This is a genomic window from Telluria sp. ZB4P34 (genome assembly GCF_059686055.1).
On the sequence record NZ_JCASIF010000026.1, the window covers coordinates 1 to 24,116 of the forward strand.

Below are 24,116 nucleotides of genomic sequence, written 5' to 3' on the forward strand. Positions count from 1 at the left end.
TATTACAATAACGACCGCATCAAACTTAAACTAAAAGGCCAAAGCCCTGTACAGTACAGGACCCAGGCCATGGGCGCTTAACGACTTAACGTCCAACAATTTGGGGTCAGTTCACTCGCCGACCGCGCGTTCAACGCGATCCTGAATCGACGCGACGCCTTACTGCATCCTCTGTTTGAACGCGCGGTCGGCGGAGCCGACCACCCTACGACGATGCAACAGCCGCCCGTTGATCACACCGCCGCGTGCTTCGGCTGCTCCCGATGCCGTACGATCACCCGCTCGGTCTTCCCGAAATACGCCCCCAGCCGCTCCGCCATGTACACCGAGCGGTGCTGTCCGCCGGTGCAGCCCACCGCCACGGTGAGGTAGGAACGGTTGTCGGTCTTGAACGAGGGCAGCCACTTGGCGACAAACGCGCGGATATCTTCCAGCATCTCGGTCGCACTCGGCTGGGCGTCGAGGAAGGCGATCACCGGCCCATCCTTGCCGGTCAGCGGACGCAGCGCCAGGTCGTAATAGGGATTCGGAATCGCCCGCACGTCGAACACGAAGTCGGCATCGAGCGGCACCCCGACCTTGAAGGCGAAGGACTCGAAGAACAGCGTCAGCGGAGCATGCTCGAGGTCGGCCAGTTCCTTGATCCAGGCGCGCAGCTTGTTGGCCGACAGTTCCGAGGTGTCGATCACGTGGCCCAGGTTCTCGATCGCCGACAGGCGCTCGCGTTCCTCTGCGATGCATTCGATCAGGGTGCGGCGCGACGCGGGATTTTCACCGGGGCGCAGCTCGTGCGACAGCGGATGGCTGCGGCGGGTTTCGGAAAAGCGCGCCACCAGCGAATGCGTGCTCGAGGTGAGGAACATCACCTTGACGTTGTGGCCTTCCTCTTTCAGGTGGCGCACGCTCACCGGCAATTCCACCAGCGACTCGGCGCTGCGCGCATCGACGGCGACGGCGATCTTGTCCGTGCCTTTTTCACTGACCGCGTAGATCAGGGCCGGCAGCAGGGCCGGCGGCAGGTTGTCGACGCAGTAATATCCCGCGTCTTCCATGACATTCAGGGCAACCGACTTGCCGGAGCCGGAGATACCGGTAATGAGGACGATGTGCATGGGACGATGATACCGCAAGCGCCCATGGCTTGTCTGCGGGATGGGCTCAGTCGGCGCTCATGGCTTGACGTTGGTGGAGCAGGGGTTTCGCGGAGCATGCTCCGCGCCTGCGGAACGGTCTTCCCTTGCAAGGGAAGACTCCTTAGCAACACTCAATCTCCGCTCATCGCTTGACGTTGCCGCTCCATGAATTCCTGCAGCGTATCGATGCCGCGCAGCTGCAGGATGGTGTTGCGCACGGCGGCCTCGAGCAGCACCGCGATGTTGCGGCCGGCCGCCACGGGAATCACCACCTTGCGCACCGGCAGGCCGAGTACGTCCTCGGTGGGGAAGTGGAAGGGCAGGCGCTCGACTTCCTCGTCCAGCGCACCGCGCTTGACCAGGTGTACGATCAGCTTCAGGCGCATCTTGCGGCGCACCGCCGTCTCGCCGAAGATCGCCTTGATGTCCAGCAGGCCCAGGCCGCGCACTTCCAGCAGGTTCTGCAGCAGCGGCGGGCAGCGGCCCTCGATCATGTTTGGGGCGATGCGCGAGAATTCCACCGCGTCGTCGGCTACCAGGCCGTGCGAACGCGAGATCAGTTCCAGGCCCAGCTCGCTCTTGCCCAGGCCGGAGTCGCCCGTGATCAGCACGCCCACGCCCAGCACGTCCATGAACACGCCATGCATGATGACGCGCTGCGCCAGCTTCTTCGACAGGTACACGCGCAGGAAGTCGATCACCTGCGCCGCCGGCAGCGGGGTCGAGAACAGGGGGATGTTCTGCTCGTCGCAGATGGCGAGGATGTCGGGCGGGGTTTCCAGGCCCTGGGCGATGATCAGCGCCGGCGGGCCGCCGCCGATCAGCTCGCCGATCACGTGGGTGCGCGAGCCGGATTTGAGGCGGTGGTAGTAGTTCAGTTCCTGGTGCCCGAAGACCTGGATGCGGCCCGGGTGGATCAGGTTCAGGTGGCCGACCTGGTCGGCGGCCGAGGCAGCGTCGCCCGCGATTTGCCGCTCGCCGCCGGGGAAGCCGGCGAACCAGCCGAGCTGGAGACTGTCGCGGTTATCGTCGTACAGCCGTTGGATGGTCAGCGGAGACTGCAGCATGGGCATGGCATGGGTACGCGGTGAAATTTCCGCGTAGATAGTCTAACCTAATTAGCCGGCCATGCTCAGCCCAGCGAGGCCTGCAAGCTGGGTTGCCAGTTGATAATTCTCTCGTACACCGATTTCGGGTCCGGGTCGGTGGCCAGCGCATCGCGCACGGCATCGTCCGAAAACAGCTCGGCGATTTCCGACAGGATCTCGAGGTGCTGCTGGGTGACGTGGTCCGGGATCAGGAGAAAGAACAGCAGGCTCACCGGCTGGCCGTCCGGCGATTCGAAGGGAATCGGTTCACGCAGGCGCACGAAGGCGGCCAGCGGCGACTTCAGGCTCTTGGAGCCCTTGATCCGTCCGTGCGGAATGGCCACGCCCCGGCCGAGGCCGGTGGAGCCGAGCCGCTCGCGTGCGAACAGGTTGTCCGACACGGTCGAACGCGCGATGCCGCAGTTGTTTTCGAAAATCAGGCCAGCCTGCTCGAAGGCGCGTTTCTTGCTGGAGACTTCCAGGTCCAGCTGCACGTTGTCGAGCGAGAGGATTTTGCTAAGGTTCGTCATAACTAGTGTGCCGTGCACAGGGTAGGGTGCTTGCGAGGCGGAATTATAGGCCTGTTTCAGGGCAGTGACATACGATTTCGCATCTGTACAAGCATACAGTCCGCTATATGGGGACGAGTCCGCGAAAGCGTATGGTTTTGCCATGAAATCCGCTTAACAACAAAACGCAATTTCTTAAACGAAAATTCGTCCAGACCGCCGCAAATGCTTGTGGCAAGGCGCTGTCGCCGTCTTTTAGACGCATTCTGCCCGTTTTTTGATCAGCCTGTTTTTCGTGCCGTATTGGCATCGAAAGCTGGGGGAGAGCTGTGGCTGAAAACGCACAGGCGCCTTGCAAGCGTGCGCGTTTCCGGTTATTGGCGCGCGGTGCGCAGGTTGCCCGGTTTGCCGGTGCTGAAATTCGCGCGCCATGGATTGATGTCGAGGCCGCCACGGCGGGTGTAGCGCGCATAGACTGCGAGTTTGGTCGGCTTGCACTGGCGCAGCACGTCCATGAAGATGCGCTCGACGCACTGCTCGTGGAATTCATTGTGCTCGCGGAAACCGATCAGGTACTTCAAGAGGCCTTCCTGGTCGATCTGCGGGCCGACGTAGCGGATCTGCACCGTGCCCCAGTCCGGCTGGCCGGTGACCAGGCAATTCGACTTCAGCAGGTGCGACACCAGGGTTTCCTCGACCGGCGCTTCCTCCAGGCTGGCGCTCAGGAGTTGCGGCGAAGGGAGGTACTGGTCGATTTCCACGTCCAGGCGGTCGAGCAGGGTGCCGTCGAGCTCGCCCATCCTGAGGCTGCCGAAGGCGTCCGGCGTCGTGACGGCGACGTGGACCGGCGCGCCGAAGGCGGCGGACAGGTCCTGGCGCAGCAGTTCCACCAGCGCGTCCGTGCCGGCCAGGCGGGTCTGGTTGAAGGAATTCAGGTAAAGCTTGAAGGACTTCGATTCGACGATGTTGGGCGAATCGCTCGGGGCCGTGATGGTGGCGATCGCCACCTGCGGTTTGCCGCGCATGTTCAGCCAGGACAGCTCGTAGGCGTTCCAGATGTCGACGCCGAAGAAGGGCAGGGTGCCCGTGCCCAGGCCGATTTCCTCGCGCTTTTGCAGGCGCGGGATCGGGAACAGGAGCTCGGGGGCATACTGGCTTTGGTAGGCGGAAGATTTGCCGAGGGGCGATTGATCAGGAGTATTCATAGAAATCGTGGATGCTTGTGGCACCGTAGGGTGGTCGGCTTCGCCGACCGCGCGTTCAACGAAAAGTTGCGTACTCGCAGCGTGGATAACACTGCGGTACGTAAATTAGGCTCCGGCCTTTGCCGGAAGTCGCAGGCGCCAGTGGCGCGTACGACCTGCATCATATCGGGATGCGATCAGTCGAATACTAGGCGCCCAGGAAAAGCTTGTACACCGGATTGCTGCTCTCATCCCAATACCGGTACCCCAGCGTCGCCAGGAACTCCCGGAACTCCTCCATCTCCGCCGCCGGCACCTGCAGCCCGACGAGGATGCGTCCCACGTCGCCGCCCTGGTTCCGGTAGTGGAACAGCGAGATGTTCCAGTTCGGCGCCATGCTGTCGAGGAAGCGCATGAGCGCCCCCGGCCGTTCGGGAAACTCGAAACGATACAGCAATTCGTCCTGCGCCAGCGCGCTTTTTCCGCCCACCAGGTGGCGGATGTGCAGCTTGGCCAGTTCGTCGCCGGTCAGGTCCAGCGTGCGGAAATCGTGTTCCTCGAAGGTGCGCGCCAGCAGGCCGGACTCGCTGCGGCTGCCCACCTGCACGCCGACGAAGATGTGCGCCTCGCGCGCGTCGCTGATGCGGTAGTTGAATTCGGTGACGTTGCGCGGGCCGACCAGCGCGCAGAAGCGCCGGAAGCTGCCGCGCTGCTCGGGGATGGTCACCGCGAACACGGCTTCGCGCGATTCGCCGAGCTCCGCCCGTTCCGCCACGAAGCGCAGGCGGTCGAAGTTCATGTTGGCGCCGCAGGCCACCGCCACCAGGGTCTCGCCTTTCACGGGGGTGCGCGCCATCTGCGAGCGCTCGATGTAGGCCTTGGCGCCCGCCACCGCCAGCGCGCCGGCCGGCTCGAGGATGCTGCGGGTGTCCTGGAACACGTCCTGGATCGCGGCGCAGATCGCATCGGTGTCGACGATGATGATCTCGTCCACCACCTGCTGGGCCACGCGGAAGGTCTCTTCGCCCACCAGGCGCACCGCGGTGCCGTCCGAGAACAGGCCCACGTCCGTCAAGGTCACGCGCTCGCCCGCCTTCAGGCTGCGGGCCATGGCATCGGAATCGATGGTCTGCACGCCGATCACTTTGATGTCCGGACGCACCGCTTTCACGTAGGCGCCCACGCCCGCGACCAGGCCGCCGCCGCCGATGGCCACGAAGATCGCGTGGATCGGCCCGGAATGCTGGCGCAGGATCTCCATGCCGATGGTGCCCTGGCCGGCGATGACGTCGGGGTCGTCGAAAGGGTGGACGAAGGTCAGGCGCTGCTCTTTCTCAAGCAGCAGCGCGTGGTGGTAGGCGTCGGTGTAGGAGTCGCCGTGCAGCACGACCTCCACATTGGCGCCGCCGCGCGCCTTCACGGCGTCGACCTTCACCTGCGGGGTGGTGGTCGGCATCACCACCAGGGCGCGGCAGCCCAGGCGCGCCGCCGACAGCGCCACGCCCTGGGCATGGTTGCCGGCCGAGGCGCAGATCACGCCGCGTTTCAAGGATTCCGGCGTCAGGTTCGCCATCTTGTTGTAGGCGCCGCGCAGCTTGAAGCTGAACACGCTCTGCATGTCCTCGCGCTTGAAGTAGATGCGGTTATGCATGCGCTGGGAGAGCGTGGGCGCGTATTCGAGCGGGGTTTCTTGGGCCACGTCGTAGACGCGGGCGGTCAGGATTCTCTTGAGGTAGTCGGTAGTCATGGTCGGCAATCGGCTGTTTCGGTACCGGCAGGGGATGGGCCGGTGGGTCCGGACGACGCACACTGTTCTACTCGGAGGGTGGCCGGGGACGAAGTGGCGATACGGCGCGCTGGGTGTCAGCTCGGCGTATTGTGTCGTTACGTTAAGTGATCCTCATTATAATGGACCATTATCGCAACTGCTCAAGCCCGCTGACTGAGCCTCTCCGAGCCCACACCTAGATGATCGAAAACGCCGTCCTCTGGCTGCTGAACGTCCTCGCCGCACCGACCGTCGGGCTGAGCTCCATCTTCATCATCAGCTTTATTTCGGCCACCCTGCTGCCGCTCGGGTCGGAACCGGCCGTGTTCGCCGTCGTGAAGGCCAATCCGGCCATGTTCTGGCCGGCCATCTTCGTCGGCACCCTGGGCAACACGCTGGGCGGTGCGGTCGACTACTTTATCGGCTACCGCGCCAAGATCGCCTTCGCCAAGGAGCGCCAGAGCCGCTGGTTCGGCTGGCTGAAAAAATACGGCGCCAAGACCATGCTCCTGTCCTGGGTGCCGGGCGTGGGCGATCCGCTGTGCACGCTGGCTGGCTGGCTGCACCTGCCGTTCTGGCCGAGCGTGATGTATATGGCGATCGGCAAGTTCCTGCGCTACGTCACCATGACGGCCGTGCTGCTCTATATCCCGGACGGCGTCTGGAAGACGCTCGGCGACTTCTTCGAGCGCCTGATCGGCTGAACCGTCCATGTCCGCTCCGGATCGCATCGCGCGCTTTGTCGCGGCAATGGAGGTCCAGCCGGGTGACCGCGTGCTCGAGATCGGCTGCGGACACGGCGTGGCTGCCTCCCTGGTCTGCCGCCTGCTGGACGGGGGACGCTACCTGGCCATCGACCGCTCGGCCAGGATGATCGAGGCCGCCACGAAACGCAACGCGGAATTCGTCGGCACGGGCCGCGCCGCCTTCGTGGAGGGGGCGCTCGAAACGCTCGATCCCGGCGAGCAGCGTTTCGACAAGGTGTTCGCCATGCGGGTGCGCCTGTTCGAGGACGAGCCGGAACGGGCGCGGGCGCTGGCCGAGTGCTGGCTGGCGCCAGGCGGGCGCCTGTTCGTCGAATACGACGCGCCGGCGCCGCGCGCCAGGCCGGGTTGACGCCCGGGTCTTCGCTGCGCGCCAGGGTCGGGTATCATCGCGGCCATGACCAAGCCTCCCAGCCTTCTGTTCCTGTTCGCCATCCTCGCCATGCTGGGGATCTTCGGCTTCTTCGGCGCCAAGTACATGCTGAGTTCGCATTCGGCATCGACGCAGGAGCAGTTGCGCCTCGTCTGGCCCGCCATCACTGCCCTGCCGGAGCCGGAACAGGCCTTCCTGACCGAACTGGCGCTCACCTGCAATGTCGTCAAGCGCGAGCCGGTGCGTGCGCAGGTCCTCGACTGCCTGCGTTCCGTGCCGATGGATGCGCGTGCGACGGCAAGGCTCGAACGCCTGATCGTCCAGGCCCCCGCGGCGCAGCCATGAGGCCGGACCTGGCGCGCTACCTCGGCGCAAGCACCTACATCGACTTCGCTGCGCCGGACGTGCTGGCGACGGCGCGCCGGCTGGCCGGCGGCAGGCAACCCGGCACCGCCGAGGACGAAGCCGGGATCGTGCGCGCCTGCTTCACCTTCGTGCGCGACGAGATCGCGCATAGCGCGGACTTCCGGCGCAACCCGGTCACCTGCAAGGCGTCAAGCGTACTGCATCATGCGACCGGATTCTGCTACGCCAAGAGCCACCTGCTGGCGGCCTTGCTCAGGGCCAACGGCATCCCGGCAGGACTGTGCTACCAGCGCCTGGCCACCGGGGACAGCGCGGCGCCTTACTGCCTGCATGGCCTGAACGCGGTGTACCTGCAGGACCACGGCTGGTACCGGATCGACCCGCGCGGCAACAAGCCCGGCAGGGAGGCGCGCTTCGATCCGCCGCGCGAGGTACTGCCCTTTGCGCCGTCCAGCCCCGGCGAAGGCGACCTGCCCGGGATCTGGGCCGAGCCGCTGCCGGTGGTGGTGGAAGCCCTGGAGCGCTGCGCCAGTTATGAGCAGGTGCTGGCGGCCCTGCCGGACGCCGCGCTCGCCGCCTAGCGCAGTTGCGGACGCGGCCGTGGCCCGGCCTTATGCAATATGCCATTCATCGTCCGCATGCAAACGAATGATGCTCACCGGGCATTCCGTGCAAAGGAAATTTGCACAGGAGCTTGCATATTGGCATTTCCTTGCGTGGGGGCGCGCGGGTTTTCCGGCAGCGCTCAGCGTGGTGCACCGCAATAAGCTAGAATGAATGTCCTTCGGACCCGTCCGACCGACGCTTCAGCATCCAGGCCTTAGATCCCATGAACGCGCCCGCACACATCCATACCCTGCTCGCCGACAACGCTCCTGCGCGCCTGCGCGAGATCCCGTACAACTACACCTCATTCTCCGACCGCGAGATCGTGATCCGGCTGCTGGGCGAGTCTTCGTGGCGCCTGCTCGACGAGCTGCGCGGTGCGCGCCAGACCGGCCGTTCGGCGCGCATGCTGTACGAGGTGCTGGGCGATATCTGGGTGGTGCGCCGCAATCCCTACCTGCAGGACGACCTGCTCGACAACCCGAAGCGCCGCCAGAAGCTGATCGACGCGCTGCACCACCGCCTGGGCGAAGTCGACAAGCGCCGCCTGAGCGCCGATGCGTCCGAAGGCGATGCGGAGGGGGCGGCGTCGCGCAGCAGCGCCGTCGAACAACTGCTCGCCGCGGCGCGCAAGGCCGTGGACGACTTCGCGCGCGAGTTCCGCGAGACCTACGACCTGCGCAAGCGCGCCAGGCAGGTGCTGGGCGCCTACACCGACAAGCGCAACATCCGCTTCGACGGCATGCACCGCATTTCGCACGTCACCGACGCCACCGACTGGCGCGTCGAATATCCCTTCCTCGTCCTGCTCCCGGACAGCGAGGAAGAGATGGCCGGCCTCGTGAAAGGCTGCATCGAACTCGGTCTCACCATCATCCCGCGCGGCGGCGGCACCGGCTATACCGGCGGCGCTATTCCCCTCACGCCGATGTCGGCCGTGATCAATACCGAAAAACTGATCGGCCTGGGCGAAGTCGAAATGACACGCCTGCCGGGCCTGGACCGCGAATACGCGACCATCCATACCTATGCCGGCGTGGTCACCCAGCGCGTGTCGCAGGCAGCGGAAAAGGCCGGCTTCGTGTTCGCGGTCGACCCGACCTCGGCGCACGCGTCCTGCATCGGCGGGAACATCGCCATGAACGCGGGCGGCAAGAAGGCCGTCCTGTGGGGCACGGCCCTGGACAACCTGGCCTCGTGGCGCATGGTCGACCCGAACGGCGACTGGCTGGAAGTCACGCGCATGGACCACAACCTGTCCAAGATCCACGATGCGCCGGTGGCCACTTTCAAACTCGAATGGACCCATCCGACGCCGCGCGGCGCCATGAAGGGCGAGCCGTTCCGGGTCGAGACGCTCACCATCGAAGGTCGGCGCTTCCGCAAGGAAGGCCTGGGCAAGGACGTCACGGATAAATTCCTGGCCGGCCTGCCGGGCATCCAGAAAGAGGGCACCGACGGCCTGATCACGTCAAGCCGCTGGATCCTGCACAAGATGCCGAAGTTCACCCGCACCGTGGCGCTGGAATTCTTCGGCCAGGCGCGCGACGCGATTCCATCGATCGTCGAGATCAAGGACTACCTCGACAGCCTGCCGAAGAACGGCGACCCGGCCTTCGCCACGCTGCGCCTGGCGGGCCTGGAACACCTGGACGAGCGCTACCTGCGCGCGGTCGGCTATGCCACCAAATCGAAGCGCGGCGTGCTGCCCAAGATGGCGCTGTTCGGCGACATCGTCGGCGACGACGAGAACGCCGTGGCGATCGCTGCCTCGGAGGTGGTGCGCCTGGCGAACACCCGCGTCGGCGAAGGTTTCGTGGCCGTGAGCGCGGAAGCGCGCAAGAAATTCTGGCTCGACCGCGCCCGCACCGCGGCCATCGCGCGCCACACCAACGCCTTCAAGATCAATGAAGACGTGGTGATCCCGTTGAACCGCATGGGCGAGTACACCGACGGCATCGAGCGCATCAACGTCGAGCTGTCGATCAAGAACAAGCTGCAGCTCGCCGAGCAGCTGCATGGCTACCTGTCGAACGACCACCTGCCGATCGAGAAGAGCGATGACGCCACCGGCGACAGCGTCGACCGCAACGAGATCCTGGGCGACCGCCCGCAGCAGGCGGTGGCGCTGGTACGGCAGGTTGCCGCGCGCTGGGGCTTCATCCTGGCCAACCTCGACGCTCCGCTGCGCGACGTGCGCGGCAAGCTCGATGAACTGGGCCTGGATGCGCTGTCGGCGACGCTCGACCAGCGTATTGGCGCCCAGCCGGACGCACGCCTGTTCGACGTGGTGCAGGACCACAGCATCCGCATCTCCTGGAAGGGGGAACTGCGTGCGCCGCTGCGCCAGATCTTCAACGGCGCCGCCTACAAATGCATCCTCGACGAGTGCACGGCCATCCACAAGCGCGTGCTGCGCTCGCGCGTGTTCGTGGCCCTGCACATGCACGCGGGCGACGGCAACGTGCACACCAACCTGCCGGTGAACTCGGACGACTACGCGATGCTCCAGGACGCGCATCAGGCGGTCGAGCGGATCATGCGGCTGGCCCGTTCGCTGGACGGCGTGATCTCGGGCGAGCACGGCATCGGCATCACCAAGCTGGAGTTCCTCACCGACGAAGAGATCCGCGAATTCCGCGACTACAAGGAACGCGTCGATCCGGAAGGCCGCTTCAACAAGGGCAAGCTGCTCAACACGACCGCAGTGTCGGCCGACCTCACCAACGCCTACACCCCGTCCTTCGGCCTGATGGGCCACGAATCGCTCATCATGCAGCAGAGCGACATCGGCGAGATCGCCAACAGCATCAAGGATTGCCTGCGCTGCGGCAAGTGCAAGCCGGTCTGCACCACCCACGTGCCGCAGGCGAACCTGCTGTATTCGCCGCGCGACAAGATCCTCGCGACCTCGGCGCTGATCGAAGCCTTCCTGTACGAAGAGCAGACCCGCCGCGGCGTGTCGATCCGCCACTGGGAAGAATTCGAGGACGTGGCCGACCACTGCACCGTGTGCCACAAGTGCGTGACACCGTGCCCGGTGAACATCGACTTCGGCGACGTCTCGATGAACATGCGTAACCTGCTGCGCAAGATGGACAAGCGCAGCTTCAAGCCGGCCAACCGCGCCGCCATGTTCTTCCTGAACGCGACCGACCCGACCACCATCAACCTGACCCGCAAGGCAATGGTGGACCTCGGCTACAAGGCCCAGCGCATGGGCAACCAGCTGCTGCGCGGCTTCGCCAAGCCGCAGGTGGAAGCGCCGCCCCCGACCACCGGCAAGGCGCCGGTGCGCGAGCAGGTGATCCACTTCATCAACAAGAAAATGCCGGGCAACCTGCCGAAGAAGACGGCGCGCGCGCTGCTCGACATCGAGGACGACAAGGTCATCCCGATCATCCGCAACCCGAAGGCGACCAACGCCGACACCGAAGCCGTGTTCTACTTCCCGGGCTGCGGTTCGGAGCGCCTGTTCTCGCAGGTGGGCCTGGCCACCCAGGCGATGCTGTGGGAAGTGGGCGTGCAGACCGTGCTGCCGCCGGGCTACCTGTGCTGCGGCTATCCCCAGCGCGGCGCCGGCCAGTACGACAAGGCCGACAAGATGGTGACGGACAACCGCGTGCTGTTCCACCGCATGGCCAACACGCTGAACTACCTGGACATCAAGACGGTCGTGGTGTCATGCGGTACCTGCTACGACTCGCTGGCGAACTACGAGTTCGACAAGATCTTCCCGGGCTGCCGCCTTATCGACATCCACGAATACCTGATGGAGAAGGGCGTGAAGCTGGAAGGCGTCACCGGCACCCGCTACATGTACCACGATCCCTGCCACACGCCGATGAAGATGCAGGATTCGCTCAAGACCGTGAATGCGCTGGTGTCGACCGTCGACAAGGTGAAGATCGAGAAGAACGACCGCTGCTGCGGCGAGTCGGGAACCTTCGCCATCAGCCGTCCGGACATCGCAACCCAGGTCCGTTCGCGCAAGCAGGGCGAGATGGAGAAGGGCGCGGATAAACTGCGCGATGACGGCTTCAAGGGCGAGGTGAAGATCCTCACCAGCTGCCCGTCCTGCCTGCAGGGCCTGTCGCGCTACAACCACGATTCCGGCACCACCGCCGACTACATCGTGGTCGAGATGGCGCGCCACCTGCTGGGCGAGAACTGGATGCCCGACTACGTCGCCCGCGCCAACAACGGCGGTATCGAAAGGGTGCTGGTATGAAGGAAGTGCGTCGCCAGCCCGGCTGCGAACTGTGCGACCTCGCCGTGCCGATCGTCTGGCAGGACGAGAAGTATTCGGTCATCATCGTCGACGATGCGGCCTATCCGGGCTTTTGCCGCGTCATCTGGCGCGCGCACGTGCGCGAGATGAGCGACCTGTCGATCGATGACCGCCTGCTGCTGAACGAGGCCGTGTACCGGGTCGAACAGGCGGTGCGCGAGGTCATGCAGCCGCTGAAGGTGAACGTGGCCAGCCTCGGCAACGTGGTGCCGCACCTGCACTGGCATATCATTCCGCGCTACGCGGACGATGCGCACTTTCCGGCGCCGGTGTGGGCCCAGGCCGCGCGCCAGACCGACGAAGCGTCCCTGGCCGCACGCCGCGCCCTGCTGCCCGGCCTGGCTGCCGCGATCGCCAGGCGTTTCAACGAATAAGAGGAGACTCCATGCCCATCCCAACAGACATCGCCGTGCGCCAGAAGTCGCGCGTGCTGGATATCGCCTTCGACGACGGAAGCCAATTTTCCATTCCCTTCGAGCTGATGCGCGTGTATTCGCCGTCGGCCGAGGTGAAGGGCCACGGCCCGGGCCAGGAAGTCCTGCAACTCGGCAAGCGCGAGGTCGGCATCACGGGCGTGGAGCCGGTCGGGAACTACGCCATCAAGCCCCTGTTCGACGATGGGCACGCCAGCGGCATCTTCACCTGGGACTACCTTTACAAGCTGGGCAGCGAGGGCGCAGCGCTGTGGCAGCAGTACCTCGGCCGCCTGCATGCGGCGGGTTTCGAGGGCGACAGCGGGCGCGCGCCGGGCACGGAACTGCCGGGAGCGGCGCCGAAGTCCGGGTGCGGGCATCACCACTAGCAAGGTCCGGCGATTTCTCTCGACCTATCTTCCTGAAAAGAGCGGGCGGCCGAGCGAAAGCACGGCCTGGCGAATGTCTGCCGCTGCGCATTACGGTCGAGGCTTAGCCTAATGAAATAGTTGCCCGCCGGAACTGACGGGTTATGATGTGTGCTTTCCGAATCCAAGGCGCAGTCATGCGAATCCCGATCGTTTCAGGCGCTCCCTTGCGCACGGTACTGGTTGTCCTGGTCCTGGCCATCCTGGCCAGCTGCGCGGCGACGATTCCGTCGTCGAACGGCGGCTTCGTCCGCGCCTATCCCGATTCACCCCAGCAGCGCAACGGCGTGTTCGTGAATCCGGCGGTGCCGGGCCGTGTTGCGCCACCGCCGCCCGCGCAGTCGCAGGGCATGTTCGGCAGGCTCGGGCTTTTGTGGAAGTTTTTGTTCGACAAACCGCCGGGCACGGTGCCGCCGGGACCGCTGCCACTGCAGCGCATGAGCCAGGCAGCGGTGCTGGCCGCGCCCGACAACACGGTCTGGCGGCTGGGCCACTCGACCCTGCTGCTCAAGATCGCCGGCAAGTACTGGCTGACCGACCCGATCTTCTCGGAACGCGCTTCGCCGGTGCAATGGGCCGGGCCCAAGCGCTTTCATCCGCCGCCGGTCGGACTCGACGCGCTGCCGCCGATCGAAGCTGTGATCCTGTCGCACGACCATTACGACCATCTCGATTACGACACCATCATGACCCTGGCGCCACGGGTGCGCCAGTTCATCACGCCGCTGGGCGTGGGCGATCGCCTGGTGGACTGGGGTGTCGACCCCGGCAAGGTGCGCCAGCTCGACTGGTGGCAAACCACCGAGGTCGGCGCCGTCCGGCTGGTCGCCGTACCGGCGCAGCATTTCTCGGGCCGTGGACTCAACGACCGCAACAAGACGCTGTGGGCGTCCTGGGTGGTGCTGGCCGGCGACCTGCGCCTGTTCTTCAGCGGCGACACCGGTTACCACCCGGCTTTCCGCACCATCGGCGAACGCTATGGCCCGTTCGACATGGCAATGCTGGAAGTGGGCGCCTACAGTCCGAGCTGGCAATCCCACATGCAGCCGCACGAATCGCTGCGCGCCGCGGGTGATTTGCGCGCGAAATGGCTGCTGCCGGTGCACAACGGCACCTTCGACCTGTCCACCCATGCCTGGGACGATCCGTTCGAGCGCATCACGGCGCTGGGTGTCGCCCAGGGTGTGCCGGTGGCCACGCCGCAGTTCGGCGAGGCCCTGTCGCTGCTTCAGCCCCATGCCGGCAGCGCCTGGTGGCGCACGGTCGGCAAACTTCCGGGCGCACCGACCGGCAGGCCGGGCGAATCGCCCTTGCAACTGCAGCGTCCCTAACGGCGCCTGCGCGCACTCCCTGAGCGCTTCGCACAGATCCGGCTGCCGCCGGACCTGGAACCCGAACGGCAGGCTCGCCAGTTGGCGCGCGAACCACGCGATGTCATCCTCCAGGCTCGTCCCAAGCCGCAGCAATTGCTCCACGGTACGCAAGCCGTGCTTGCGGGCGAAACTGCGGTACGCCGCATGCGCTTCGCGCACCAGCAACACTTGCCGATCCAGCCTGGGAAGCTGGGAAGCTGGTGGGCTCCTGTTCCGGCACTGTCAGTGCGCCGTGTCCAGTGACGGCGTCGACGGTCTGTCCGCTCCGGTCGCGTGCCGCCTGGATGCGGTCGAGCTTGCGTGAAATGAAACCCGCATGCAGCGGGTTTCGGATCCAGATCAGTTCACTGCTTGCGGCGGCGCGTCCCAAGCATCAGCGCAACGCCGGCCAGCAGCAGGCTGTAGGTCCCAGGTTCGGGCACTGCATTTGCCAGCGCCTCACCGTGGATGCTGACGCCGTCGATGACGCTCCAGCTTGCGTCATTGCTATAAGAAAAATAGAACTGATCACTCGCGTTCAGTCCGATCGTCTGTAGGTCAAAGGTCCACTCGCGCCATACGCTATCGTTTTGACCCAGCGGGACCAGCGTGGCGAGTTCGGTGCTTCCATTTGCTGCCAGAATCCGCGCAACGCCATAGCTGTGGTTGGGCGACTGATTGGAGGAATGCCAAAAACTCAGGTAGCGATTGCTTGCTGTCACCAGTGACGAGGTAATGCTTCCCCTGCTCTCGTTGCCCATGGGGCCAGATTCCGCATAGAAGGCGCCATCTTTTGCACCAGCATTAAACCAGCCCCATGGAGTAGGACCCGTGGACGCGCCGCCCGGCTGAATAGTCCAGTCCCCTGAGACCGTCCAATCGCTGAAGCCGGACTCGAAGCTCGGGTTCAACAATGGGCCGGCGATCGCGGGGGACGAGGCCAGAGCGAAAGCCAGGCTCCCGATTGACAGCAATGCTGGAAGAGTACGCGACATGTTCACACCTTTCAGGAGATTATTGTTAGACGCCAATTTAACTGGCTTGCTTAACAAGCAAATTTCGCGCCAGAAACATAAGTACTTGTTTCCACTCGTTGTTAACTAAAAGGTAGCGCGGAGTGTAAAGTTTCCCGACAAATACGAACGTTTATAAAGGGAGAACATGTGCAGGCTGCTCCGAGGGGTGCTGTCGTCTCGCCGCTGCGGTACTGCGTGTATATGTCGTACACATGGCGGGCGGCGTCGTGTGCCCAGGACATTACCGTGCGGAGCAGCACGGCTTAGCAGTCGGTTTTCACCAGCCCGTCCTGCAGCTGCCTCAACAAGGCTTCCGCGCATTCCCTGACTGCCGTACGCAATTCCGGCGGGTTCCTGATGTCGAACCCGAACGGCAGGCTCGCCAGCTGGCGCGCGAACCACGCGATGTCGTCAGACTGGTTGTGCATCACGACGCCGCCCTCCGCCTGTTCGAACACGCCGATCGTATCGAAGAACTGCGCCTGCGCCCGTTCCAGGCTCGTCCTGAGCAGCACCTCGACCGTCCAGGCGCGGGGCAGGGTGGCCACCGAGCGCACCAGGTAGCCCAGCGCGTCGAACTGCGCCGGCCGCTCGAAGCGCTGCTCCAGCGAGTCCGCCGAGCGGATCCGGTCGAGCCGGAACGAACGCACGGCGTCGCGCAGATGACACCACCCTACCGCATACCAGCCCCCGTCGTGGAAGGCCAGGCCATAGGTGTCCACCTCGCGCTCCGACGCCGTCCCGGCCGCATCGACGTAGTCCAGCCGCACGCGCCGGCCCGTACGGGCGGCGACCGACAGTTGCGCGAGCGCCCCCTGGCCGCTCGACGCATCGGCGCGCCGCAGGCCGAGCTGCACCGTCTCGTCGATTGCCCGCACGCGCTGGCGCAGCTGCGCCGGCATGGTGCGCTCCAGCTTGGCCTGCGCGCTCGCCACCGCCGGCGCCGCGCGGTCGAGCCCGAGGTTGCGCGCCGCCAGCAGGCCGACCGACAGCGCCAGCGCTTCGTCGTCGCTGAACATCATGGGCGGCAGCCGGAATCCGGCCACCAGCGCGTAGCCGCCGGCCCGGCCGCGCTCCGCGATCACGGGGATGCCCATCTCTTCCAGCGCGGCGATGTAGCGCCGCACGGTGCGCATGTCCACGTCCAGCCGTGCCGCAATCCCGGCGCCGCTGACCTGGCCGTGGGCCTGCAGCAGTTCCAGCACCGCCAGCACGCGCGTCAAAGGTTTGCTCATGACTCGTTTTTTAAATTAATTAGGGCAGATTATGTCCTGTTTCGCCCTTATCGTGCAGGCTTCGATACTGACTTGACGGGAAACACATGGCTGATCTTGCCCACCTGGGCCTGTTCTTCGTGGTGGTATTCGGCGTGATCGCCTTGCCGGGGCTGGACATGGCCTTCGTGCTGGCCAGCGCCCTGCGCGGCGGGAATGGCGCCGGACTCGCCGCAGTCGGCGGCATCATGCTGGGCGGCGCTGCCCACATCGTGATGGGCGTGCTCGGCGTGGCAGCCATCCTGGCCGTGTGGCCGCCGCTGTTCAATGCAGTGCTGCTGGCCGGAGCGCTCTACGTCGGATGGATCGGCTGGACGCTGCTGCGTACGCGCGACGCGCTGGCCTTGCCCACCGCGGCGCGCGCGCCGCGCGGGCGTTCCGTTTTCCTGCAGGGGATGCTCACCTGCCTGCTCAACCCGAAGGCCTATGTGTTCATGCTGGCGATCTTCCCGCAGTTCCTGCGCCCTGAACGCGGGCAGCTGTGGGCGCAGGCGGCGGCGCTGGGCCTGATCACGAGCTTCACCCAGGCGGCCGTGTATGGCGCGGTGGCGGTCGGCGCGGTGCGCGCGCACCGCTGGCTGGCGGGAAATCCGCGCGCCGGGCTGGCGGCGGCGCGCGCGGTCGGCGCGGTGCTGCTCGGCGCCGCCCTGCTGACCGTGCTGCAGGGATGGAGCTGAACAAAAATATTTTTTCCGAGCTGTCGACATTTCTGTCGAGATACGGCAATGTCATTCGTCATGAGGGCCCGGGCGTCCGGGTGACCCTATTGGAGACCGACATGGAATACATGATCCTGATTTACGCCGACGAACAGCTGTACGCCGACATGCCGCAGGCGGAACTGGCCGCCGTCATGGCCGACTACGGCCGCTACGCGCAAGAGATGGAAGCGGCCGGCGTGCTGCGCGGCGGTTCCGAACTCGCCCCCGTGCATGCCGCCACCACGGTGCGCCTGCGCGACGGCAGGCTGGTTTGCAGCGACGGGCCCTTTGCCGAGACCAAGGAGCAGCTCGGCGGCTACTTCCTGATCGCGTGCGACGACCTCGACGAGGCCATCAAGTGGGCGGCCAGGTGTCCATCGGCCGGACACGGTTCGATCGAGCTGCGCCCGCTGGTGAACAACAGCTGAAGGCGGGCTGGCAGCGATGGTGGCGCGCATCGTCGACGAGGTGTGCCGGCGCGAAGGCGCCAAGGTACTGGCCGGGCTGATCCGCCGTTTCGGCGACATCGGCCTGGCCGAGGACCTGCTGCAGGACGCCTACGCGCGCGCCCTCGCGCGCTGGCCCCGGGACGGCCTGCCGGACAATCCGGCAGGCTGGCTCAGCACTGTGGCGCGCAACCGCGGGCTGGACATCCTGCGCCGCGCGGCGCGCACCCTGGACGATTCGAGCGAGGTGCTCGCCCGTCTCGAGGCGGAGCCGCCGCCAGAGGCAAGCGGGCCGGCCGATGCGGGAATGGACGACGACCGGCTGCGGCTGATCTTCACCTGCTGCCATCCGGCCCTGGACCCGCGCGCGCAAAGCGCCCTGGCGCTGCGCACCCTGTGCGGGCTGTCCACCCGTGAGATCGCCCGCGCTTTCTGCGAGCGCGAAGCGACGACCGCGCAGCGCCTGGTGCGCGCCAAGCGCAAGATCGCCGATGCCGGGATCCCCTTCGCGGTTCCGGCGGCGGCGGACCTGCCTGGGCGGTTGGCCATCGTGCTGCAGGTAATCTACCTGGTCTTCAACGAAGGCTACGGCGCCACCGAAGGCACGCGCCTGGTGCGCGCCGAGCTGTGCCGGGAAGCGATCCGCCTTGGCCGCCTGATGCGGGAACTGATGCCGGAGCAGGCCGAGGTGCTCGGCCTGCTGGCCCTGATGCTGCTCAGCCACGCACGCAGCGCGGCGCGCGTGTCCGCGCTGGGCGAGCTGCTGACCCTGGAACGGCAGGACCGCAGCCTGTGGGACCGGACCGCCATCGCGGAGGGGGTGTCGGTGCTGGACGCGGCCCTGGCATTGCGCCGTCCCGGGCCCTACCAGATCCAGGCCGCCATCGCGGCGCTGCACGGCAAGGCCCGGCGCGCGTCCGAGACCGACTGGGCGCAGATCGCCGCCCTGTATGGCGCCCTGCTGCGCCATCTCCCAACGCCTGTGGTGCAGTTGAACGCGGCGGTAGCGCAGGGCATGGCGCATGGACCCCGTCAGGGCTTGCAGGCGCTGGAGCGCATCGCCGGAATGGAAACCTCGCACTACCTGCATGCCGCGCGCGCCGCATTCCACCGGCGCCTTGGCGAACTGCCCGCAGCGGCGGCGGCCTATGCGCGCGCGGCCGAACTGGCCGGCAATGCGGTCGAGCGGACCTGGCTGCTGGCCCGGCGGTCGGCGCTCTGAACGGACGCCCAAGCGGTGATTGCTGGCGGCTCCGCGCACGCGCCGGATGATCTCGCTGCAAGCGATCCCCGCGTGGGCGGCGCTACGGCCGGCGCCTGGTCGAGTTCCCGTGGAGCCGCCCACCCTACGATGCCGTGGCGTCGCCTACAAAAACAAAGAGCACGTCCATCGACGTGCTCCCGCTTCTTGCCTGATCCTTTCGCCTGCCCTGGCTAGCCAGGGCAGCGGCGTATTACGCCTGCGGCTGGATGTTCGCTGCCTGCTTGCCTTTTGGGCCGGCAGTGATGTCGAAGGTCACGCGCTGGTTTTCCGCGAGCGACTTGAAGCCTTGGCTGTTGATGGCCGAGAAGTGCGCAAAGACGTCTTCGCCGCCGCCGTCCGGGGTGATGAAGCCAAAACCTTTTGCATCGTTAAACCACTTTACAGTGCCAGTCGCCATGGTAATTCCCTCATTAAGTTATCTGTGTTATCGCATCGTTGGCTGCCTGAAGGTGAAAAACCAAAACGGGCCCAACATTGCAAAATTAATTATAGAGACTAATTTTCAAAAGCAAGGGCGTTTTTCAATCGTGCGCCCCACTTTTTTCAGGTGGCAGCCGCCAGTCCCGGGAGCGGCTGCCATCCTGTTCAATGTCAGCCTGGCCGGGCTGCTCAAAAGTTAAATGGCATCCTCACCGTGAGCGAAACGTCCGGGGTGTCGCGGGTGACGCCGGCCCCCACCGCGATGCTCAGCGAACGCTTTTCGTTGAAGCGGTATGAATAGCCGAGCAGCAGGGTGCCGAGCTGGGTGCGCACCGATCCCGGCACGTTGACGCCGTTCTGCTTCATGCGGCCCACCGTGCTGTGGTCGTAGCCCAGGCTGAGCGAGGCCTTGTCGTTCAGCGCCAGGCCCATGCCGAAGTTGAAGCCGATGATCGCGCCCGGTTCCAGCTCGCCCAGCGGCTCGCGCACGTCGTTGCGCACCAGGCGCTCGACATTGCTGCGCTTGAAGTTGTGCAGGTAGCTGACGCTGCCGAAGAACACGGCCGGGTCGGAGGGGAACAGGAAGGTCAGGTTACCCTGCAGCGATTGGAAGCCCGAACCGGTCGGCAGCGACAGCGGCAGGCCGGTGCCGGTGACGTTCTCGCCGATGCAACGCGTCTGGCAGTCGGTCACCACCTCGAACGGGTCCTTGCCGGTGACCGACTTGTAGCGCAGGCCGCCGATCCAGTAGGCCTTGTCCGGACCGCCGTTGTTGAGCTGGTAGCGGGTGCCGATCTCGATGTCGCCCAGGTCCTTGCCGCTGGTGCTGAACACGCGCTCGACCGCGGTGCCGGTGAAGATCTCGCGGCTGACGGTGGCGTCCGAACGGTACACGTAGGGGACCTTGACCTCGACTTCCATCCGGTTGCTCAGGCCGGTGCGGGCAGTGAGCGAACCGGTGAAGGTGTTGCGCTTGACCTCGCGCACGTCCACCAGGCCGATCAGGAGCGCCGGGATCACGGTGTAGCCGACCAGGGCCACGCGGTTGCTCGACGAGTAGCCGAACTGCAACGCCGGTTCCAGGATGTACTTGCCGCGCGGGGTCAGCACGCCCGGGGCATCGAACAGCGGCGCCACCTCGGGCGGACGCTGGTCCTTCTGGTTGTTGCCGGCAGTGTTCTGCTGGGCCTGGACGGGTGCGCGGGCGGCCGGCTGGGCCGGTCCCGGGGCCAAGGGCGCCGGGGTCGACGGTGGACGGTTGTTGTTCTGGGGCGTGTTCTGGGCAGTTCTCTGCGCATTGCCCTGCGCGTTGTTCGGCGCATTCGCCGGCGCAGCCGCCGCTGCGCCCGCGTTCTGGCCGCCCGTGCCGCGCTGTTCGTCCAGCAGCAGGTCGTCGGCGCGTGGGGGCTGTTCGAGGTTTTCCGCCAGCACCGGCGCGCCGTCGCGCCTTTGCTCGATGCGGTCGATCTGGGCGCGCTGGGCTTGCAGTTCGCGCATCAGCTTGTCGACCAGCGCACGCTGGGCGGCCAGCTCGGCCTTCAGGGTCGCCAGTTCGGCGCCCTTGTCCTGGACGTTTTCCTGTTGCGAAGGCTGCTGCGCGTGGGCGACCGGGGCCAGCAGCATCGCCGCCAGCCCGGCGGCGCCCAGGCGCGCGACGTGATTGGACATTCGTTTCTCCATCGGCAGGTTAATATTATTGCAATGTTACAGGTTTCCTGCCGAGCGCACGATTGCCTCACGAATGGTTGAGTGAAAATTAATGTCCTTGATGAGCGCCATGGCGTTGACGGTCGAGCTGATCGTCGTCTGCGCCATGATGTTCTGGTGATCCAGGCTGTTCTGGACCAGGGTGGCGCCGCTGCCCAGGCCGATGTCCTGGGGGGCGAAATTGCTGCCTCCCATCTGGATCAGGCGCGCAGTGCCGAGCGCCTCGCCGGCCGCCCTGACCTGGTCGGCCGACATCGAGGCCACGTCCGGAATCACGACGTTGGTGCGCGACAGGACTTCGCCGTTGATCGACACCACCCGCTCGATTCCCAGGGAGATGTTGAGGCCGCCCGGCACCTCGAAGCCGCCGCGCGCATTGTCGAGCGTGCCGGTGTCCACCGGCGCCCATTCTTCCGCATTGATCACGGGTGCTTTTCCTGCAGCCAGCGCTGCGGTGCAGGCTCCGGCCAGCAGCGCGGCCATGAGGCCCCGGCATGCATGTGTGAGCCAGTGCATGGTATTCCTTTCAAAAATCGCCAGGGCCGAATTTCGGCAGGCTCTGGCTGTACTGTTCGACATTGATGCCCGCGCCGAGCGGCGCACGGGGGACGGTGCGCCAGTCGTCGGCGCGGTTGAAGGCTACCTTGCCTATTGCGGCGGGATACCTGTGGATCACGAACAGCAGCTTGTTGGCCCAGATCTCCATGAAGCGCTCGCGGGTGACGGTGCGGGCGCCGGTGGCCGGGTCGCCGAGCAGGATACGGCCATCCTCGGAACCCTTGATGACGACAAAGTGGTTGTAGCCGCGGTCGGACACCAGCACGATCGCCGGCAGTTTTGCGTCGAGCAGCTTGTCGAGCGGCTGCTGGAAGCCGTCGCCGGTAAAGCCGCGGGTGGCCAGGTAGCGCTTCATGTCGAGCAGGGAAAAGCCCTGCTGGCGGATCTTGGCCTGGTCGCCGATTTGGAACATCTTCTCGAAGACTTCCTTTTCGGTGACCGGCGTGGCGTAGTGATAGGTCAGCAGGGTGGCGAGTGCCGCCGATCCGCAGCTGAAGTCGTACTGCTGGCGGGTGGTCTTGCGGAACTTGATGTCTTTTAAAGTGGTGACCGGCACCGTGACGCGCTGTCCAACGGCCAGCTCGATGCTCGACGCCGGGCACCCGGGCGCCAGGACCATGCCGCCGATGGCGGCGCAGATGGCGAGAACCTGTTTCATAAGGCGTTCATGCTCATTGCAGCCGCAGGTTGATGACGGTGGCGTTCTGGATCAGCACGTTCGAACCGCTGTTCTGGATCACCATCGGCAAACCCTGGGCGTTCGCGAACGAACCGCTGTCGATGATGTTGTTGCCGCTGACCGTGTTGAGCGCGGTGTTGTTGCCCACCGTACCGCCCAGCACCGCTTCGGTGTGGATGGTGTCGTCCTTGCCGGTGGTGCGCTCCAGGCGTTCGCTTGCCGCGGCTTCGCCCCAGCTGCCGGCCGCAGCCTGCGTGCTCGGCGCCACCCTGACTTCGTTCAGGAAGCTGATTTTCACCGGCAGCTTCTCCGGATCGGCGGCCTGGACCGCCAGTGGTAGCGCGATCAGCACCGCCAGCAAGCATCGGTTCACAGGTTTCATACAATCTCCTCGGGTCGGAAAACCGCCGCGCGGCGGATGCCACGCGGCGGTCTTTGCTGCTTACCTACAGTACTTCACCGTGATTACTTGCCGACGTTCATGTTCGACTGAACGTTGACGCTCTGCTGGACCAGCGAGGAGAAGCCGTTGTTCTGGCTGATCACCGACACGCCGGCAGCCGACTGGGCGATGTTCGACATGGTGTTCGACATGTCGAAGGAACCGGTGGTCACCGACTGGGTGCCGCCGTTGCCGCCGCTGCCGGCGCCGCCGGCGCCGCCCATGGCTTCGCCCACCGAGATGGTGCCGCCCATGCCGCCGTCGCCGCCGTTGGTGGTGCCGCCGTTGCCGCCTGCGCCGCCGGCGCCGCCGGTGCCGGTGCCCGAGGTGCCGTCGCCGCTGGCCGAATCGCCGTTGGTGGCGGCGCCGCCTGCTGCGCCGCTACCGGCGGTGTTCGAAGCCGAGCCGCTGGCTGCGCCCGAACCGCCCATGCCGCCTGCTGCGCCGTTGCCGCCGGCAGCACCCGAGCCGCCGTCGCCGCCCGAGCCGCCTGCACCGCCGGTGCCGCCCATGCCGCCTGCCGCGCCTGCGCCGCCGGTCGAGGTGCCCGAAGCGCCTGCGCCTGCAGTCGAGGTGCCTGCTGCGCCTGCGCCGCCGGTCGCGGTGCCTGCTGCGCCTGCGCCGCCTGCGCCGCCTTCACCGCCGGCGCCCGAAGCGCCCGCGCCGCCGCTGCCCGCAGCGCCTGCGCCGCCGGTGCCGCTCAGGGCTGCGCCTGCACCGCCGGTACCGCCGGTTGCTGCACCGCCCGAGGCGCCTGCGCCGCCGGTCGAGGTGCCGGTGCCGCCTGCGCCGCCGGCTGCGCCGTTGCCGCCTGCTGCGCCTGCACCGCCTGCGCCCGAGGTCGAGTCACCGCCGGTGTTGGCGGTGCCGTCGGCATTGCTCGAGCCTGCACTGATCGCGCCGCTGGTGGTGCCAGCGCCGCCGCTTGCACCGCCGGTGCCTGCGCCTGCGTCCGAACCCGAACCAGGCATGCCGCCCGAACCCGAGGTCGCCATGTTGTCGCCGTTCGAGGCTGCGCCGCCGGTTGCGCCGGCCGTTGCAGTCTGGGTCGAACCGGTCGACGAGCCGCCTGCGCCGCCCATGCCGCCTGCTGCGCCTGCGCCGCCTGCTGCGCCTGCGCCGCCGGTGGCGCCCGAACCGCCGCCCATGCCGCCAGCACCTGCGGTGGTGGAGCCGTTGGCGCCGCCGTTGCCGCCGTCGAGCGAGCCGGTCTCGCCGCCTGCGCCGCCGGTGCCCGCGCCGCCCAGGCCGCCGGTACCTGCGCCGCCTGCAGCGCCTGCGCCGCCCATGCCGCCGGTGGCGCCCGAACCGCCGCCTGCACCGCCGGTGGCGCC

Annotated in this window: 25 protein-coding genes; 12 read left to right on the forward strand and 13 right to left on the reverse strand. The window is 66.1% G+C overall.

What is annotated here, in order from left to right; translation table 11 throughout:
• Positions 1-81 (forward strand): IS3 family transposase (locus AC56KL_RS22570; RefSeq protein WP_497182192.1); only part of this gene is annotated, 81 nt, incomplete at its 5' end.
• A gap of 152 nt (positions 82-233) precedes the next feature.
• On the opposite strand, the gene rapZ is transcribed toward AC56KL_RS22570, so the two are convergent.
• The 5 genes from rapZ to ilvA form a co-directional block, all read right to left on the reverse strand.
• Positions 234-1,112: an RNase adapter RapZ gene (rapZ, locus tag AC56KL_RS22575; protein WP_497182422.1), complete on the reverse strand. Its 879-nt coding sequence runs from the start codon at positions 1,110-1,112 to the stop codon at positions 234-236.
• Positions 1,113-1,264: 152 nt separating this feature from the next.
• A complete protein-coding gene (hprK, locus tag AC56KL_RS22580; RefSeq protein ID WP_497182423.1) occupies positions 1,265-2,200 on the reverse strand; it encodes an HPr(Ser) kinase/phosphatase in 936 nt (311 codons plus the stop codon).
• A gap of 65 nt (positions 2,201-2,265) precedes the next feature.
• Positions 2,266-2,751: a PTS sugar transporter subunit IIA gene (locus tag AC56KL_RS22585; protein ID WP_497182424.1), complete on the reverse strand. Its 486-nt coding sequence runs from the start codon at positions 2,749-2,751 to the stop codon at positions 2,266-2,268.
• 353 nt (positions 2,752-3,104) lie between these two features.
• Entirely contained in the window at positions 3,105-3,935 is an 831-nt protein-coding gene (queF, locus tag AC56KL_RS22590) for an NADPH-dependent 7-cyano-7-deazaguanine reductase QueF (RefSeq protein ID WP_497182425.1), read from the reverse strand.
• A gap of 187 nt (positions 3,936-4,122) precedes the next feature.
• Positions 4,123-5,661 carry a threonine ammonia-lyase, biosynthetic gene (gene ilvA, locus AC56KL_RS22595; RefSeq protein ID WP_497182426.1) on the reverse strand — a complete coding sequence of 513 codons (1,539 nt, stop codon included), beginning with the start codon at positions 5,659-5,661 and terminating at the stop codon, positions 4,123-4,125.
• 221 nt (positions 5,662-5,882) lie between these two features.
• Here ilvA and AC56KL_RS22600 point away from each other — a divergent pair, with 221 nt between their 5' ends.
• The 8 genes from AC56KL_RS22600 to AC56KL_RS22635 all read left to right on the forward strand — a co-directional run bounded on the left by AC56KL_RS22600 (position 5,883) and on the right by AC56KL_RS22635 (position 14,254).
• Positions 5,883-6,386: a YqaA family protein gene (locus AC56KL_RS22600; protein ID WP_497182427.1), complete on the forward strand. Its 504-nt coding sequence runs from the start codon at positions 5,883-5,885 to the stop codon at positions 6,384-6,386.
• 7 nt (positions 6,387-6,393) lie between these two features.
• Complete coding sequence (locus AC56KL_RS22605; RefSeq protein ID WP_497182428.1) at positions 6,394-6,798, forward strand: class I SAM-dependent methyltransferase; 405 nt, start codon at positions 6,394-6,396, stop codon at positions 6,796-6,798.
• A gap of 45 nt (positions 6,799-6,843) precedes the next feature.
• Positions 6,844-7,164, forward strand: coding sequence for a hypothetical protein (locus AC56KL_RS22610; RefSeq protein WP_497182429.1), 321 nt, complete (start codon positions 6,844-6,846; stop codon positions 7,162-7,164).
• Complete coding sequence (locus AC56KL_RS22615; protein ID WP_497182430.1) at positions 7,161-7,766, forward strand: transglutaminase-like domain-containing protein; 606 nt, start codon at positions 7,161-7,163, stop codon at positions 7,764-7,766. The genes AC56KL_RS22610 and AC56KL_RS22615 overlap by 4 nt, the downstream gene beginning before the upstream one ends.
• 248 nt (positions 7,767-8,014) lie before the next feature.
• The gene (locus AC56KL_RS22620; RefSeq protein ID WP_497182431.1) at positions 8,015-12,022 is read left to right on the forward strand and encodes a DUF3683 domain-containing protein; all 4,008 of its coding nucleotides are present in this window, start codon (positions 8,015-8,017) and stop codon (positions 12,020-12,022) included.
• Entirely contained in the window at positions 12,019-12,456 is a 438-nt protein-coding gene (locus AC56KL_RS22625; RefSeq protein WP_497182432.1) for an HIT family protein, read from the forward strand. Before AC56KL_RS22620 ends, AC56KL_RS22625 begins: the two co-directional genes overlap by 4 nt.
• Positions 12,457-12,467: 11 nt before the next feature.
• On the forward strand, positions 12,468-12,884 hold the full coding sequence (locus AC56KL_RS22630; RefSeq protein WP_497182433.1) for a gamma-butyrobetaine hydroxylase family protein: 417 nt from the start codon (positions 12,468-12,470) through the stop codon (positions 12,882-12,884).
• A 176-nt stretch (positions 12,885-13,060) separates the two neighbouring features.
• The gene (locus tag AC56KL_RS22635; protein WP_497182434.1) at positions 13,061-14,254 is read left to right on the forward strand and encodes an MBL fold metallo-hydrolase; all 1,194 of its coding nucleotides are present in this window, start codon (positions 13,061-13,063) and stop codon (positions 14,252-14,254) included.
• 386 nt (positions 14,255-14,640) lie between these two features.
• Here AC56KL_RS22635 and AC56KL_RS22640 read toward each other — a convergent pair whose 3' ends face one another.
• Together AC56KL_RS22640 and AC56KL_RS22645 are read right to left on the reverse strand one after the other, a co-directional pair.
• Complete coding sequence (locus AC56KL_RS22640; RefSeq protein ID WP_497182435.1) at positions 14,641-15,270, reverse strand: PEP-CTERM sorting domain-containing protein; 630 nt, start codon at positions 15,268-15,270, stop codon at positions 14,641-14,643.
• 284 nt (positions 15,271-15,554) lie between these two features.
• Positions 15,555-16,526, reverse strand: a complete 972-nt coding sequence (locus AC56KL_RS22645) for a helix-turn-helix transcriptional regulator (protein ID WP_497182436.1) — start codon at positions 16,524-16,526, stop codon at positions 15,555-15,557.
• Positions 16,527-16,612: 86 nt separating this feature from the next.
• Between AC56KL_RS22645 and AC56KL_RS22650 the strand changes: the two genes are divergently transcribed.
• The 3 genes from AC56KL_RS22650 (at position 16,613) to AC56KL_RS22660 (ending at position 18,934) form a co-directional block, all read left to right on the forward strand.
• Positions 16,613-17,242, forward strand: coding sequence for a LysE family translocator (locus AC56KL_RS22650; RefSeq protein ID WP_497182437.1), 630 nt, complete (start codon positions 16,613-16,615; stop codon positions 17,240-17,242).
• Positions 17,243-17,343: 101 nt separating this feature from the next.
• Complete coding sequence (locus tag AC56KL_RS22655; protein WP_497182438.1) at positions 17,344-17,694, forward strand: YciI family protein; 351 nt, start codon at positions 17,344-17,346, stop codon at positions 17,692-17,694.
• Between the two features lie 16 nt (positions 17,695-17,710).
• On the forward strand, positions 17,711-18,934 hold the full coding sequence (locus tag AC56KL_RS22660; protein ID WP_497182439.1) for an RNA polymerase sigma factor: 1,224 nt from the start codon (positions 17,711-17,713) through the stop codon (positions 18,932-18,934).
• A 232-nt stretch (positions 18,935-19,166) separates the two neighbouring features.
• Here AC56KL_RS22660 and AC56KL_RS22665 read toward each other — a convergent pair whose 3' ends face one another.
• From AC56KL_RS22665 to AC56KL_RS22690, 6 genes are all read right to left on the reverse strand, one after another.
• Positions 19,167-19,373 (reverse strand): cold-shock protein, encoded by a 207-nt coding sequence (locus AC56KL_RS22665; protein WP_497182440.1) that lies wholly within the window; start codon positions 19,371-19,373, stop codon positions 19,167-19,169.
• A 212-nt stretch (positions 19,374-19,585) separates the two neighbouring features.
• Positions 19,586-21,064: a hypothetical protein gene (locus AC56KL_RS22670; RefSeq protein ID WP_497182441.1), complete on the reverse strand. Its 1,479-nt coding sequence runs from the start codon at positions 21,062-21,064 to the stop codon at positions 19,586-19,588.
• A 36-nt stretch (positions 21,065-21,100) separates the two neighbouring features.
• Positions 21,101-21,619 (reverse strand): hypothetical protein, encoded by a 519-nt coding sequence (locus AC56KL_RS22675; protein ID WP_497182442.1) that lies wholly within the window; start codon positions 21,617-21,619, stop codon positions 21,101-21,103.
• A 10-nt stretch (positions 21,620-21,629) separates the two neighbouring features.
• Entirely contained in the window at positions 21,630-22,319 is a 690-nt protein-coding gene (locus tag AC56KL_RS22680) for a C39 family peptidase (RefSeq protein WP_497182443.1), read from the reverse strand.
• A gap of 13 nt (positions 22,320-22,332) precedes the next feature.
• The gene (locus AC56KL_RS22685; protein WP_497182444.1) at positions 22,333-22,722 is read right to left on the reverse strand and encodes a hypothetical protein; all 390 of its coding nucleotides are present in this window, start codon (positions 22,720-22,722) and stop codon (positions 22,333-22,335) included.
• Between the two features lie 83 nt (positions 22,723-22,805).
• A partial coding sequence (locus AC56KL_RS22690; protein WP_497182445.1) for a hypothetical protein occupies positions 22,806-24,116 on the reverse strand: 1,311 nt, incomplete at its 5' end.

Coding starts and splice junctions, on each gene's coding strand:
- AC56KL_RS22675 (WP_497182442.1), bottom strand. CDS start 21,619: ATGCACTGGCTCACACATGCATGCCGGGGCCTCATGGCCGCGCTGCTG.
- AC56KL_RS22665 (WP_497182440.1), bottom strand. CDS start 19,373: ATGGCGACTGGCACTGTAAAGTGGTTTAACGATGCAAAAGGTTTTGGC.
- AC56KL_RS22670 (WP_497182441.1), bottom strand. CDS start 21,064: ATGTCCAATCACGTCGCGCGCCTGGGCGCCGCCGGGCTGGCGGCGATG.
- AC56KL_RS22610 (WP_497182429.1), top strand. CDS start 6,844: ATGACCAAGCCTCCCAGCCTTCTGTTCCTGTTCGCCATCCTCGCCATG.
- ilvA (WP_497182426.1), bottom strand. CDS start 5,661: ATGACTACCGACTACCTCAAGAGAATCCTGACCGCCCGCGTCTACGAC.
- rapZ (WP_497182422.1), bottom strand. CDS start 1,112: ATGCACATCGTCCTCATTACCGGTATCTCCGGCTCCGGCAAGTCGGTT.
- AC56KL_RS22640 (WP_497182435.1), bottom strand. CDS start 15,270: ATGTCGCGTACTCTTCCAGCATTGCTGTCAATCGGGAGCCTGGCTTTC.
- AC56KL_RS22645 (WP_497182436.1), bottom strand. CDS start 16,526: ATGAGCAAACCTTTGACGCGCGTGCTGGCGGTGCTGGAACTGCTGCAG.
- hprK (WP_497182423.1), bottom strand. CDS start 2,200: ATGCTGCAGTCTCCGCTGACCATCCAACGGCTGTACGACGATAACCGC.
- AC56KL_RS22600 (WP_497182427.1), top strand. CDS start 5,883: ATGATCGAAAACGCCGTCCTCTGGCTGCTGAACGTCCTCGCCGCACCG.
- queF (WP_497182425.1), bottom strand. CDS start 3,935: ATGAATACTCCTGATCAATCGCCCCTCGGCAAATCTTCCGCCTACCAA.
- AC56KL_RS22620 (WP_497182431.1), top strand. CDS start 8,015: ATGAACGCGCCCGCACACATCCATACCCTGCTCGCCGACAACGCTCCT.
- AC56KL_RS22605 (WP_497182428.1), top strand. CDS start 6,394: ATGTCCGCTCCGGATCGCATCGCGCGCTTTGTCGCGGCAATGGAGGTC.
- AC56KL_RS22635 (WP_497182434.1), top strand. CDS start 13,061: ATGCGAATCCCGATCGTTTCAGGCGCTCCCTTGCGCACGGTACTGGTT.
- AC56KL_RS22615 (WP_497182430.1), top strand. CDS start 7,161: ATGAGGCCGGACCTGGCGCGCTACCTCGGCGCAAGCACCTACATCGAC.
- AC56KL_RS22650 (WP_497182437.1), top strand. CDS start 16,613: ATGGCTGATCTTGCCCACCTGGGCCTGTTCTTCGTGGTGGTATTCGGC.
- AC56KL_RS22630 (WP_497182433.1), top strand. CDS start 12,468: ATGCCCATCCCAACAGACATCGCCGTGCGCCAGAAGTCGCGCGTGCTG.
- AC56KL_RS22585 (WP_497182424.1), bottom strand. CDS start 2,751: ATGACGAACCTTAGCAAAATCCTCTCGCTCGACAACGTGCAGCTGGAC.
- AC56KL_RS22655 (WP_497182438.1), top strand. CDS start 17,344: ATGGAATACATGATCCTGATTTACGCCGACGAACAGCTGTACGCCGAC.
- AC56KL_RS22660 (WP_497182439.1), top strand. CDS start 17,711: ATGGTGGCGCGCATCGTCGACGAGGTGTGCCGGCGCGAAGGCGCCAAG.
- AC56KL_RS22680 (WP_497182443.1), bottom strand. CDS start 22,319: ATGAAACAGGTTCTCGCCATCTGCGCCGCCATCGGCGGCATGGTCCTG.
- AC56KL_RS22685 (WP_497182444.1), bottom strand. CDS start 22,722: ATGAAACCTGTGAACCGATGCTTGCTGGCGGTGCTGATCGCGCTACCA.
- AC56KL_RS22625 (WP_497182432.1), top strand. CDS start 12,019: ATGAAGGAAGTGCGTCGCCAGCCCGGCTGCGAACTGTGCGACCTCGCC.